Origin of the sequence: Sphingobacterium sp. UME9, from assembly GCF_014170215.1 — a bacterium.
Taxonomy (GTDB): domain Bacteria; phylum Bacteroidota; class Bacteroidia; order Sphingobacteriales; family Sphingobacteriaceae; genus Sphingobacterium; species Sphingobacterium paramultivorum.
The window spans coordinates 648985-662887 of sequence record NZ_LZZP01000003.1; the positions used below are offsets into that span (position 1 = coordinate 648985).

At 43.7% G+C, this 13903-nt stretch carries 11 protein-coding genes; 6 read left to right on the forward strand and 5 right to left on the reverse strand.

Features of this window, described 5'->3' with window-relative positions; all coding sequences use genetic code 11:
* Window positions 1-72: 72 nt before the first annotated feature.
* The gene (locus A9970_RS04125; RefSeq protein WP_182981418.1) at window positions 73-1128 is read right to left on the reverse strand and encodes a 3-oxoacyl-ACP synthase III family protein; all 1056 of its coding nucleotides are present in this window, start codon (window positions 1126-1128) and stop codon (window positions 73-75) included.
* Window positions 1129-1275: 147 nt separating this feature from the next.
* Window positions 1276-2418, reverse strand: coding sequence for a DUF4932 domain-containing protein (locus A9970_RS04130; RefSeq protein WP_182981419.1), 1143 nt, complete (start codon window positions 2416-2418; stop codon window positions 1276-1278).
* Between the two features lie 271 nt (window positions 2419-2689).
* Here A9970_RS04130 and A9970_RS04135 point away from each other — a divergent pair, with 271 nt between their 5' ends.
* The 6 genes from A9970_RS04135 to A9970_RS04160 all read left to right on the forward strand — a co-directional run bounded on the left by A9970_RS04135 (window position 2690) and on the right by A9970_RS04160 (window position 10387).
* Window positions 2690-3214: an RNA polymerase sigma factor gene (locus A9970_RS04135; RefSeq protein WP_120336057.1), complete on the forward strand. Its 525-nt coding sequence runs from the start codon at window positions 2690-2692 to the stop codon at window positions 3212-3214.
* 83 nt (window positions 3215-3297) lie between these two features.
* On the forward strand, window positions 3298-4356 hold the full coding sequence (locus tag A9970_RS04140; protein WP_182981420.1) for a FecR family protein: 1059 nt from the start codon (window positions 3298-3300) through the stop codon (window positions 4354-4356).
* Window positions 4357-4361: 5 nt separating this feature from the next.
* The gene (locus tag A9970_RS04145) at window positions 4362-7400 is read left to right on the forward strand and encodes a SusC/RagA family TonB-linked outer membrane protein (RefSeq protein WP_182981421.1); all 3039 of its coding nucleotides are present in this window, start codon (window positions 4362-4364) and stop codon (window positions 7398-7400) included.
* Window positions 7401-7494: 94 nt separating this feature from the next.
* Window positions 7495-9144 carry a RagB/SusD family nutrient uptake outer membrane protein gene (locus A9970_RS04150; protein ID WP_182981422.1) on the forward strand — a complete coding sequence of 550 codons (1650 nt, stop codon included), beginning with the start codon at window positions 7495-7497 and terminating at the stop codon, window positions 9142-9144.
* Window positions 9145-9171: 27 nt separating this feature from the next.
* The gene (locus A9970_RS04155) at window positions 9172-10158 is read left to right on the forward strand and encodes a metallophosphoesterase (protein WP_259655327.1); all 987 of its coding nucleotides are present in this window, start codon (window positions 9172-9174) and stop codon (window positions 10156-10158) included.
* Window positions 10115-10387 (forward strand): hypothetical protein, encoded by a 273-nt coding sequence (locus A9970_RS04160; protein ID WP_182981424.1) that lies wholly within the window; start codon window positions 10115-10117, stop codon window positions 10385-10387. The genes A9970_RS04155 and A9970_RS04160 overlap by 44 nt, the downstream gene beginning before the upstream one ends.
* A 247-nt stretch (window positions 10388-10634) precedes the next feature.
* Here A9970_RS04160 and A9970_RS04165 read toward each other — a convergent pair whose 3' ends face one another.
* The 3 genes from A9970_RS04165 to A9970_RS04175 form a co-directional block, all read right to left on the reverse strand.
* On the reverse strand, window positions 10635-11198 hold the full coding sequence (locus tag A9970_RS04165; RefSeq protein ID WP_153847562.1) for a biliverdin-producing heme oxygenase: 564 nt from the start codon (window positions 11196-11198) through the stop codon (window positions 10635-10637).
* Window positions 11199-11339: 141 nt separating this feature from the next.
* Window positions 11340-12587 (reverse strand): S41 family peptidase, encoded by a 1248-nt coding sequence (locus A9970_RS04170; RefSeq protein ID WP_182981425.1) that lies wholly within the window; start codon window positions 12585-12587, stop codon window positions 11340-11342.
* A gap of 197 nt (window positions 12588-12784) precedes the next feature.
* The gene (locus A9970_RS04175; protein WP_310889264.1) at window positions 12785-13873 is read right to left on the reverse strand and encodes a cytochrome c peroxidase; all 1089 of its coding nucleotides are present in this window, start codon (window positions 13871-13873) and stop codon (window positions 12785-12787) included.
* Between the last annotated feature and the right edge of the window lie 30 nt (window positions 13874-13903).

The following is a 13903-nucleotide window of genomic DNA, read 5'->3' on the forward strand; positions in this document are numbered from 1 at the left end:
TTTTTTATAAAATAAATCCCATCTAGGCTCTGTATTAGCTTAATAGCGGCACGATATAGTCGCAAAATTACATTAGACCCGATAGGTAAAAGCATTGATATTCATGCCAGCGCCAACAGACGCAAATAGGATGATATCGCCTTCGTGTAGGGATTGATTGTCTATCTGACCACGAGCAATGAGATCATAGAGGGTAGGAATGGTTGCCACGCTGCTATTTCCTAATGTATGTATGGTCATTGGCATAATATCGGGCGGGGGTACTGTATCGTATAGTGCATAGAATCTCATCAGAATGGCTTCGTCCATCTTCTCGTTGGCTTGGTGGATCAGTATTTTTTTGATTGCCGTGATATCGATATGCGCTTTTTGGAGGCAAGCCTGCATGGCTAAAGGAACTTTACTGAGTGCAAACTCATAGATTTTGCGTCCTTTCATTTTAATATACCGTATATCAGGGTCCTGCTCTTGTTGATAGGAGCTTCCGAAATTGATATAGTTCGCTTCCTCAAGCGCATAAGTTGCGCTTTCATGCGACAGGAGCCCTTGCTCTGACGTGGTGGCTTCGATGATTACAGCGCCAGCGCCATCCGCATAGATCATCGAATCTCTGTCAAAAGGATCTACAACACGGGAAAGCGTTTCTGCGCCAATGACCATACAGCGCTTTGCCATACCTGATTTTATGAAAGCGTTGGCGTGCAACACGCCTTCGTTCCAACCCGGACAACCAAATAGTAGATCATAAGCCACACATTTAGGATTGCTGATCCCGAGCTTTTTCTTCACCCTGCTTGCTAAACTTGGTACAGTATCCGATTGGATTTTGCCAGCTTGCACATCGCCATAATTATGTGCAACAATAATATAGTCCAATGTTTCCGCAGCTATACCGGCGTCTTCAATGGCAAGTTGACCAGCTAGGAAAGCAAGGTCTGAAGCCACTTGGTCAGGATCGGCGTAGCGACGTTCCTCAATACCAGTGATAGCCTTAAATTTTTCAATGACAGAAGCAGGCTCCTTGAACGGCAGCCTATTTTCATCCAAAAAAAGATGGTCGGCGAAGTCTGCGTTGGTTATTTTATGGGGTGGAATATAACTGCCAGAACCGATAAATCTAATGTTCATAATTGTTTCTCCGTACGTATTGTGTTTAAATATATTTCGACGATCATCCCCTTGTGCTATGCTAATTCCTTATGGTCGTATACATTCACATTTCTAGCGGCTTATTTCCTTCTCAGCTTTAATTTACTAAATATTATCGGGATGGCACTAATTTTCTTTCTCACACCAGTCCAACAGTGGCTTGTATAAGCTCTGAATATCTTTCGGGTTATTGTCTTTATACAGGCGGAACAATTCGGCGTTAAATTCATCTGCTTTGGGAAATCCTTTTTTATTGACCATCATATCGTTGACGTTTTCAACAATTTGGCCAAAAAGATCATGATCATCTCCAAACTTATCGTAACAATATAAGATGAAAAGTCCCCAGGTTAGATACTCATCAAATACTTTTACCGGACTTGGATAATGAACTGTACTTTTGTTTTCTATATCGACCCATAAGTCCCTATTATTGAATATTGTATCAATCTGTCTTTTGTTTTTTTCGCTCAATGGACCTACGTAGTTGTGGTCTATCTCCGTAAAAATAATGCGTGTATTGAGTGCTTTTTTGAATTTGGGGCTCCAGGATTCGTCTTCGCGGAGGGTGGGTAAAAAAAGCAAAATTTCTTTGAAACCTTTGTACTTGAAGGTGTGGGTCGCATTCATTCCGGCAATCAGGGGGGAAGTCAATACACGATAGCTATTGATTGTATAATCGAATTTCTTTTCTAACCATTCTTTTTGCTCGGCAATGGAAGCATACTCCTGATATGCTGTACGAAGGCTGTCGTAATAGCCTTGATGCTCTTTGTAGAATGTCCGGTATCCACTCTGTCTGGCGAATTCTTCCAGGTCGTTTTTGTAAGCGGGGATAGGATTAGATTTCACCTGATAATTTCCAACTCCTCTTGCTGGAAAAATATAGATGTTTGTAGGTACTAATTGGTCATTTTTGAACTTAAAGCCATATACATTGGCCGCTAAGAGGAAATAGTTGGTTAGATTCTCTCGCAGCTGCTGGTCAAATTTCTTTACGATAGGCAGATTGGAAAATGGGGTAAAATGCGCTTTGACCTCTTCAAAATACGCCGTATTCTGCTTGGTCATGTTTGGATTTTCCTTACCAAAGTCAGTTATCGCAAAGATAATATAGATGAGTTCCTGTGCCTCATTGATTTCAACAGTTGTCTTGCCGTCGTTTTGGGCAATATAAGCTTTGCTAAAATCGACGTCTTTTTCTTGGCAGATGGCCAGGTTAGCTAGTAATACAAAGCATATTAAAATAAAAAAGATATTCCTTTTCATCGTATCGTTATTTCATATAATTATTGATAAGACATGTTGCTGATAGCGTAACGTTTTACCGGTTATGGTCATGTCTGATTGGGGATTTCACTATGAAATGAAATATTCCCGACTGCAATTATAGGGAGTTTTCTGCTTGTTTTATAATAAAATTTGTACAATCAGAAGTGAATTCTGCTAATTGAAGAGGTTGTATATTCAATTTGTTTAATTTAATATTGATCTTAACTTAATACAGAGGAAACCTTGTGCTTTTATTTTTGACAGCGCAATGGAACACATTCAGCCTATCAAATCTTCCAATCAGAAAAGCTTCAATCTCGTATACGAAAAGTACCATCGACAGATTTACGGTTTTGTACTCAAGCGTACGCAATCGGATTATATTGCAGAGGAGGTAACGCAGCTGACCTTTATCAAACTCTGGAACCAAAGGGAGAAGCTCGACGAGCAGCTCAGTATTCTGTTGCAGCTTTTCGGTATGGCGCGGCAAGTCATGATCGATCTGCTGCGCAAGGAGGCTACACGTTTCAAATATGAAGGGCAGACAGCGGTGACACCTTTTACCGATAGTCTGATCCGGGCAATTGAAAATAAAGACCTTTTGCGTATGATGGAAAAAGATATCCAGAATATGCCGGCGATGCGTCGGAAGGTCTTTGAACTGAGCCGTAAAGAAGGTCTTTCCCATAAAGAGATTGCTGCTCAATTTTCAATTTCCACAAAAACCGTGGAACAGCATATCAGTAAAGCACTTCTTCAACTCAAACAACATCTCTATTCCATTATGCTATAAGTCCTTTATGTTAAGTATCGGCGCCCTTTATTAAATAATTGTTAAGAACTAAGGGATGTCGTGCTGGCCTGCGTAATAGGAGTATGAAGCATGATAAAAAGCAGCATCAGATCAAAAAGAAGATCTGGAAAATGCCCTTCCTCGTGAACGAACTTTTCAAGGACGAAGATTGGGAGAAATTTGATAGCACAGCAATGGAGGAGCCTGTGCCTACTGAAACGATGAAAACGTTTATACAGACTGCCATTCAAAATCAGGAAAAAGCGCAGGATCGAAAGGCATTACATCGGTATCGGTTGGTAAAGCTACTGCGATACAGTGCCGCAGCTGCAGTTCTCTTTTTCTTTTCCTTCCATTTCGTTACCTGGTGGACAAAAGATTCAGTTGTACAGCCAGATGCTCAGCGGTCCGCTGCTAAACCAGTTATAGCGCATCAAGATACAGTCTGGACTTCAATAGAAAATAAAAATCCCTATAGTATAACGCTGGATCTACCCGATGGATCCCATGTGCGGTTGTTCGCACAAAGCCATATTCGCTATGTGAAAAATTTTGTTGTCAATGCCCGTGATATTGAACTTAGCGGTAAAGCCTACTTTGATGTAGCATCGGATCCGAAACGCCCATTTTCGGTGTTTGCCAGCGGGACTAAAACAACGGCGCTTGGTACATCCTTTACCATTAATACCAAATTGAAGCGTCAGGCTGTGACTGTGGCATTACATACAGGTAAGGTGCTTGTATCCTCGCTTACAAACGGTTTCAAACAGATTTTTTTAGCTGACCCGGGCCAAAAGCTGACGGTTGATTCACGAGGTGCAACAAGAATTGAAGCCGTCAATAAAAAACAGCCATTGAACATGCCTGATCTGTCTGCCCCGGATTTGTTAAATCTGAAAAATACACCGATGCCTGCTGTGTTAAAGGCGTTAGAAACAGCATTTGAAAAACAGATCCATTTGGGTGACAAGGGTATTGCCGCCATCCATTATACAGGTGAGATTGATGTACATCACGATTCATTGAAGGATATCTTGACAACAATCTGCTTGATCAATGAATTGCGCTTTGTCGCCAATGCGGATGGAAGTTATACGCTATACAAACAGGAAAATACAATTACTGAACATCTAAACAACTAACAGATATGCTCAACAAGAAAAATCCACAAAAAAAGAACCTGCTTATTTTTGCGTTGCTTTCCGCTGGACTTACCCATGTACATGCGCAGCAGCAACAAGTGAAAGGAGCTGTACAAAATGAAAAGGGCGAGTTTCTCCCTGGAGTCAGCGTTAAGGCCATTCAGGATAATGGAGGTCCAAGTGTGACCACCAGTACAAATAGCCAGGGGCTATTCCATTTTCAGAATTTAGTAGAACATGCAGGGTATCGATTTGTGTTTTCGGCGGTAGGATTTCAGTCCGATACGTTATCGGGTTATGTCGTTGAAGCAAGAAAGCCTTTGTCGTTGAGTGTGAAGCTTCAGCAGAGTGCCGTTAAACTGGATGAGGTCGTCATTGGCTATGGCCGTGTATCCAGAAAGGACCTGACGAGTTCCATCAGCACCATCAAAGCAGAAGATGCGAACGTCGGCGTATTTACTTCGCCAGCACAGATGCTGCAGGGGAAAGTTGCCGGCCTGACGATTTCGAGCAACAACAGTAATCCCAATGCTACGCCTTCCGTTAGTCTCCGGGGAGCGTCAACGTTACGTAGTGGTGAAGCGATGGAACCCTACTATGTGATCGATGGGGTTCCGGGCGCATCGCTGGCTTTGGTAGCGCCCGATGATATTGCGTCTATTGACGTGCTTCGCGATGCCTCAGCGACCGCAATTTATGGTTCAAAAGCGGCCAATGGCGTTATTATCGTTACAACGAAGCGTGGAAAATCAGGGCAGACCAATATCAATTACAACGGCTATCTGGCGATCGATAAAGTGGCTAAGCATTATGAGATGATGAATGCGGCGCAATACCGGTCTTATGTCAATGATAATGGATTTTCGATGGAACCAACGGACGACTTGGGGGCAGATACCGATTGGCAAAGAGCTGTGGAGCGGACAGGGATATCGAACAACCATAATATATCCATTCTTGGAGGTGCAGAAAAAACACAGTATAGCATCAGTCTCAATACCATCAAAAACAATGGGGTTATCAAAGGGACTGATATGGGGCGGCAGATTGCTCGAGCGTTTTTGCAGACCAAGGCGCTGAATGATCGGCTGACGGCTTCTTTCAATATCAACGCAAGTATCACCAAGCAGAATGATGTGCTTGCTTTGGATCAGGGACTCAGCGTTTATGATGCGATGTATTATTACCTGCCTGTATCGCCGGTCCGAAATACCGATGGTTCCTGGTTTGAAAAAGCCGACCGTTCGCAATATGCCAATCCACTTTCCTTAATTGAAGAGAATACAAATTTTTCTAAAACTAAGGTGCTCCAGGCGCATGCAAAACTGGGCTATGAGATCTTGCCCGGGTTAACCTATAATATTGATCTTTCGCTGCAAAATAGGCAGTTTAACAATGCTCAGTACTACTCCATGTTTTCGATGGCAGCACGTGGTCAGAATGGCAAATCTATCCGTGCCGCGGTAGAAGATGAACGGAAAGTGATGGAAATGAACCTGAGTTATGAAAGGACATTCGCCGGAAAACATAAGGTAGCTGCACTGGCAGGTTATTCATGGGAGGAGAACAACAATAACGATGGCTTTCAATTGACGACTTCCGATTATTACAGTGACGATTTGAGTTATTATAATCCGGGTATGGCCAATGTAGTTGATTTGTTGGGCTTTGGGAACTATTATCTTTCCACCTTGCGTATGATATCTGTTTATGGTCGTGTGAATTATGCCTATAATAACAAGTATCTCCTACAGGCGACGGTAAGACGCGACGGTTCCTCGGCTTTCGGAACCAACAATCGTTGGGCGACATTTCCTTCGGTGTCTGCGGCGTGGCGCCTTTCGGAGGAATCATTCATCCGTGAAACCGGAATTTTTGATGACTTAAAGCTGCGTGCAGGTTTCGGGGTGAGTGGCAACTCATTGGGCTTTGACGCATTTACAGCGCAGTCTGTACGTGGTGCCTCATCCAAGTTTTTCGATTATGTAAATGCCGATGGCCAGGTAAGCCCATTACGTACTTTGATGGTGCTGCGCAATAGCAATCCGAACCTCAAATGGGAAACGACCAGTATGATTAATCTAGGCCTGGATTTCGGATTTCTAAAAAATCGCCTGACAGGGTCTTTGGAGGTCTATAAAAAGAAAACGAGTGACCTGATTTATGATTATCAGGTAAGCAAATCGAAATATATTTATCCAACGCTGACTGCCAATGTTGGTGAAATAGAGAATAAGGGGATTGAACTGAGTCTGAATGCAAAGGCCATTGATAAAGAGGATTTCAAATGGAATACCGGATTGGTGCTGTCGCACAATAGCAATAAGGTGGTGAGCATTGCCAACGAGCAGTTTACGCAGGGTTATATCGAATTGTCGGATCTGGGTGGGGCTGGGCAGACCAATGTATTTCAGCAGAGGCTGACACCGGGAGCACCTATAGGTCAGTTTTATACCTGGGAATGGGCAGGCTACAACGATGAAGGGGTGTCGGTATTCTATACCAGAGATGAGAAAACGGGCGAGCGTACAGGCGAAACAACCACAACGCCACAGAAGAAAGATCAGGCTGTGACGGGAAGTCCACAGCCCAAGTTGACACTGGGTTGGAACAATAGCTTTTCATATAAGAATTTTTCTTTAAATGGAATGTTCCAAGGTGCTTTTGGACAGAAAATTATGAACGCTACCCGAGCGCGCCATTCAAACGTTGTTGGTAATGCAGGGCAAAAAAACGTGCTTGCCAGCGTTGTGGAAACCGAGCGCATGACGGATATCAATGCACATTACCTATCGGATCGTTACCTGGAGAATGGAAGCTATCTACGCTTGGCTTATGTTACGTTGGCCTATACGATACCGATGAAAAATATACCGATTAAAAACCTAAGAGTATATGCAACGATGAACAACGTATTTGTGCTGACGAAATATAAAGGTATTGATCCCGAGGTGGGCTTGGGAGGCCTAACACCGGGAATTGATAACCGTCAGACCTACCCACGGACGCGAACGTTTATGTTTGGCCTTAACTTTAATTTATAAGACAGACCTGTGGGATGGAAAACTTCTTATCGAAACAATCCTGTTGACATAAATGGTGCATGCCACATGGCCTATAGAACAAGAAATAATTTATATGAAACCAACACTATTAATTCGTTTATTAACCTTATCAGCATTGAGTTTTTCACTGGGATCTTGTACCGATCTGGATGTTGATATAAAATCACAGCTGACGGAATTTCCGGATTCGGAACGTGCCGCCGAGGCGATTCTTGCCGATGTATATGCAGCTTATCGAGGCGCAATGGGGCGCGATCATTGGATGGCCCAAACACTCTCGGCGGATGAAGCAGTGAGTGTTTCCATGGGGACAGACTGGTTTGATGGCGGTCGATACCGCGAATTCCATCTGCACAATTGGAATGCAGACAATGGCCTCTTACCAAGTATCTGGAACGATGCTTCCACTGGAATCACCTTGGCCAATAATGCCATTGCATTATTCGGGGAAGATAAAGAAAAGCTGACGGCACCAGCCCGCGCAATCCGTGCTTATTATTATTTTATACTGATGGATAATTTTGGCGGTGCCCCGTTGATCACAGGGCCTGTTGATGCCGTTCCCGCACGTTCAAGCCGTGCTGAAATTTGCCGTTTTATTGAGGCCGAATTGCTTGCTGTGAAGGATTTGTTACCTACCACAGTTTCTATAGCAACCTATGGAAAAGCAACGAAATATATGGCCGAAGCATTGCTGGCTAAGTTGTACCTCAACTGGGCTGTTTATACGGCTACGGACGTAGCCAATTACAATCCAAGTGCACAAAATGAAAAATTAAATGATGTGGTTGCGATGTGCGACCAGATTATTTCCTCAGGACAGTTTAACCTGACAAGCCACAAGTTTATGGCCAAGTTTCGCCCCGATAATGGTTATCAGGTAAAGGATTTTATATTTGCCATACCCTATGATCGTGAAAAACAGCAGGGTATGACTTATTCGCGCTTCTGGATACATCGAAGTGCCCAAAATCAGTTTGCAACATTGCCTCAAAGTGTTGGGGGGACTTTTCGTGTATTACCAAGCTATTTGGAGAAATTTAATCTGGCAGGCGACGAAAGGAATGCCTCATACATCGGCGGTAAGCAATATTATTGGTCAAATTATTCAGAAGATAAGACTCGTCCTTTTCTAATCAGAACTTCCAAACGCGGCATAGATCAGGATTATAATGCTGCGGATGCAGATGCGCAGTTTGATTGGCAACTGGAGACCACTAAAGAAATTACTTTGCGTTCGGATGGTGCGGCCACGCTGAATGTAGGTAACGACCAAAAGGGACGCTCAATGGGGTACAGATCCATTAAGTTTTATATGGACGTAGCCGTTACATCAGCCAATCAGCGTAATCAGAGCAATGATGTACCGGTATTTCGCTATGCCGATATCCTGTTGATGAAAGCGGAGGCTATACTCCGTGGGGCTACCGCGACCAATGGTCAGACCGCACAATCTTTGGTTAATCAGATCCGAGCCTATGTCAATGCACCTGTGCTCACGGCTACCCCAAGTCTACAGGATGTGTTGGATGAGCGGGCACGTGAGTTCGCTGATGAGTCCTGGCGTAGAAATGACCTGATCCGTTACGGAAAATTTGAAGATAACTGGGGATTCCGATCGCTGTATCCTGCCGGCATGAGCGAGAAGTTCCGTCGTATTTTCCCTGTACCAACAACTGTATTAAACGTAAACACCCACTGGGAACAGAATCCTGGTTATTAAAATCTATTGATGAAACGCAGAACTTTTATGAAAAATTCACTGGGCACGGCGATTACAGCCGGCCTGGGCGGAATTACGCTCAGTAGTTTCGGTCTGACAAAACCTACGCAACTTGAAAGCGAAGATATACAACAGCTTTTGAAACCCAGAGATGCCTATGATCTTCATTTTATAGCTGTAGGCGACTGGGGCCGCAATGGTGCCGACCATCAGTTGGCTGTAGCGGGGCAGATGGGTCAATGGGCCGATCAGCATCCCAATGACTTTATCATTTCTACCGGTGATAATTTTTACCCTTCCGGAGTGGTCAGTGAACATGATCCCCTGTGGCATTATTCGTTTGAAAATATCTATACCGCATTTTCGCTGCAATGGGACTGGTATCCCATTTTGGGAAACCACGATTATAAATCAGATCCCGATGCACAGGTGCGTTATAGTACGATCAGCAGACGTTGGAAGATGCCTGCGCGTTATTACAGCAAGACATTTGCGCTTAAGGATGGAAAAAAAGTACTGATGGCCTTTATCGATACTAATCCGATGATTCCTGAATTTTACAGTAACAGCGAGTATGGGCCACATGTTGCGGGACAGCAACCCGAGAAACAGCTGGCCTGGCTAGATCAGCTACTGGAAAATTCGGACGCCCATTGGAAAATTGTCGTCGGTCATCATCCCTTGTATACGGCGGGGCCGCGTACGACGAATTACGACACCCTGGCGGTTCGAAAAGTCTTGGAGTCTATCTTTGAAAAGCGAGGAGTAGATATCTACCTTTCAGGACATGAACATTCGCTGCAGCACTTAAAAGTAGAAGGCAAGAAGTTTCATCAGTTTATCTCCGGAGCAGGATCAGAGGTAACGCCTGTAAAAACCGATCTGCCGTATAGTCGTTTTGCGAAAGATCAATACGGGTTCTTCTCTTTCTCGATCAGTAGCGAAGAAATAGCTTGTCAGGTTATCAGCCATGAGGGGATGGAGCTTTATCGGACAGTGGTTACAAAAGTATAAGGTAAGAGGGCAGGCGGTATGGAGCAGATTCGTACCTGCTTCGTACCTGCTTCGTACCTTATTCGGATGCGATACAGATATTGTACAGGTGCTGTACAGCTATCGTACAGACCCTGAACAGGAATTAACTGGTTGGAATTTGGTCAATAATGATCACCAGATTGTTGAGCTCCGAAGGTGGTCCGAACACAGTACGAACACAACCCGAATACATTGGCGCTCGAGGTAAAAAAACACAGGCTAGCCTGGGCTAAAAAAGAAGCACTCCTCTGATGCACTTTTTGTGCGATAGAGGAATGCTTCTTTTTTGTGTTAAATAGATATGCTGCAGGACTTCGCTGCGAAAAAGAATACAGCGAGCCATACGAGTCCTTTAGCCAGAAAGAAGAGAAATGCTCCAATTCCGGCACGCTTAAGCCATTTAGATTTGTTGTCTTTTTGCTCCATTTATGGGATTAAACACGAACACTCCAATTTTAGTTCGCACTGGCAATAGGAGTGAATACTTCGCCAAAGTTATAAAAAGTTTGGTTTGCAATCTCTACTGCGCGATCATAAGTCGCCGGATCTTCTGAATATTTGTTTAATACCGCTGTAAATCCAGCCCACATCTCACGGCTATTTTCGCCATAACCTTCGAAGAAAGAAGTTCCTTTGGTAAGGCCATATTTGTTGAGCATCTGCACGATATACGGACCACCCATGATTGAACCTTCCAAAACATATAATGATGCAAGTGCTTCTTGTATATTTGCTACAGCTGGAGCATTTGCTTCTGGCAGGTTATCTACGTTACCACCCAAAGCTTCGATATCGCTTTTGATGTAAGATGAGTTGCGGCGTTCGGCCAAATCGGGCAATACTTCTGCGGTTACAAAAGGAGCGATGCTATCTTCTACGGCGCGGAAATAAGCATAAAAGCCTTTTAATACTTCTGCGTAATCTGCTTCTGAACGAATATTTTTCAATTGGCGCACGATCGTTCCTTCTACGTTTTGGTGAGCTGCGTGCGTTTGCTCTTTGATATGTTGACTTAACATGTTCTTATTTTTATTTATAACGATTCTATACAAAGATTCGTATTTATTTCCACAAATTTATGCTGTTTTCTGCTTTATCATCTATGAAAAATGGTTTTAATTTAAACATAAGTATGACAAAATCCAGCTGCAATAAATTTCTTACTTTAACCTAAAATTTGTTTTAAGTAGCAAACTTTCGTCTGCTGGCATCGAAAAATAAGTAACCGACGAAATTGCTGTGAGATTTTCGTCTTTTGTAATGTCTTTTAGCGCTGCTGCAAGCCAGGCTTCCTGTGGATCCCCGGGATGGCGGGAGGTTTCTATCGGAGCTAAGGCCAGGTCGACGGGTATGCCATCAAAATAATCACACCAGCCATTGGCATTCCGGATGAGAAATGAGGCCAGGTATACATCGAAATCTCCAATGTGGACTGAAAAAAAACCTACGGGTTTGCCAAATGTCCGCTGACCGATGAGGCGTATCGGAATATAAGGTTTGAAGCTGCTGATCAGTAATTCACTTGCCGAAGCCGTGCGTTCAGATACAATGCATGACAGCTGCTGTAGTGAATTGAAATGTCCCTTTTTGATAAAGTAATGCGTATTGGCTTTTTCACTATAGTCCACATCGGCGAGGGTGGCAGGGCGTCCTTTGTATTGGACCACTTTGCCATTTGCATCCAGATAGGGTTGTTTAAGGAGTAGTTTTGCTTTGCCTTTCTGTACATTCGGATGAAATTGCTCGCTGAACATAACTTTTTTATCCAGTTTGGCTGGACTAATGAGGTTGGTTAAATATTCTGCGGTCTCCACATAACCGCCACCGTTATGACGTAGATCGAGGATGAGATGTGTAACTTGTTTTTGCGCCAGTTCGGCTGCAAGTTGATCCAGTTCGGCCTTCACTGTCTGGAGCTGGGGAAAAGAGGGGATATAAACATAAGCAATCCGTTTGTTTCCCGCAGACCAGTAGGAAAGGTGTGTAGCATACCTGTAAGGTGTTTCTATGCTGGCCATGTGACCACTACTTTTCTTGTCGTTACGACGACGCTCCAAATATGAATATTTGGGTTTATTGGCTATGGTCGACAATTCGTAGGGTCTATCTTTCTTGTGCAAAGCGTATTGGCTGAGGGCAAAAAGTGCCCGCTCATAAGCCGTTTGCTCGGGTTCTATTTGTGCATATTTCGTCCGCGGATCAAACGTGTTATATGAAGGGAGAGATTCCTGCCAGCGGTATAGCTGTTTGGCATACAGGTAGATTGAGTCGAGAGTCAATTCTTTTTTTGTTCCTGTTTTTGGACTAATAAATTCATCGGGCAGAGTTGTTGTTTTACTGCCGTTCTGACAAGCTGTTATAGCAGTTATTGCAACTAATAGACCAACTATTTGGCGGATTCGACTCATTATATAATGCGCATTTTGTTCCTCATCCTTGTAGTTGATTCGCTACAAAATGGATAATTATCTGAAATTTAATACTTTTTTACTTTTTTATTTAATATAAAAGCCTAATTTTGTGCCAATTTATTTAATTTTTGATGCCTCCGCTACTGTGGAGCACTCAAAATGTCCCAAAGGTATCCCCTTTGGGATTTTTTATTTTAGGGCAATACAGGTCGTTCTGTTTTGTTTGGTACACTGGATAAACTCTCCAAAAAAGCCAAGATATTTTCCTGTTCTTTACTGCTTAATCGGACATTTTGAATATGCGGCGATAAGGTGCCATTGATCTGTTGTTCTGTCTTTTGGGGCATGCCCTGACTCAGTAGGTTGATCAGTTCACTTAAGCTCGAAATACTACCATTGTGCAGGTAGGGTGCAGTATGGATCACATTGCGCAGACCCGGCGTGCGAAATTTACCTTTGTCTGTTTCCAGTCCTGTCGCCTCAAAGCGACCATTGTCCAAGGCACCTTTGCTGGTAACAGCATAGCCCAGGTTATGAAAATCGAGATCTGTAAAGAAGGCACCATTATGGCAGTTGATGCATTTCCCTTTTGTGCGAAACAGATGGAGGCCTTCAAGCTGTACGTCGTTTAATGCCTGGTAATCTCCTTTGATAAAACGGTCAAAGGCGGTTTCACCACTGCTAATTGATCTTGAATACGCTGCTATGGCATCTAGCAATCCTTCGACGCTCATCGTCTGGCTCGAATAAGCCGCCTCATATAAACCGAGGTAGCCTGGTATAGCTTGCAGCTTAGCGGGTAAAGCAGCTGTATTGCCGCCCATTTCGATCGGGGAGTTGATGGCTTCGGCAATCTGCTCTCGATAAGTCTTTGCGCGGCCATCGTGGAAGAGTTTGCCTTCCAGGTACCAGGCATTTTCCATGGAAGGTGTATTGCGGTGATGCAGTGCGATACCATCTGCCGTTGTTTTTTGGTCGATCCAGTAGGTGTCCGGATTATGACATGAAGCGCAAGTCTTCATGCCATTACCGGTGCGGGGGTCGAAAAATAAGGCTTTGCCAAGTGCTATTAGCTCGGCCTTATCTTTCGATGGGTTTTCGGGTAAAGCGGCCAGTTCACGTATCTTGATATTGTTGTACCAAGTGGCAGCTGGCCATTGCGTTACCGATTTACTATATTGTTGACGTAAGGTTTCTTCAGGTTGAGGGACAATCGTCGGCTCTTCTGGCGTAGACTTACTTTTGCTGCAGCTGTATACAATGATAGCTACTAATGCGATCACGATAAACTGTTTTGTTTGATTAGTGACAAA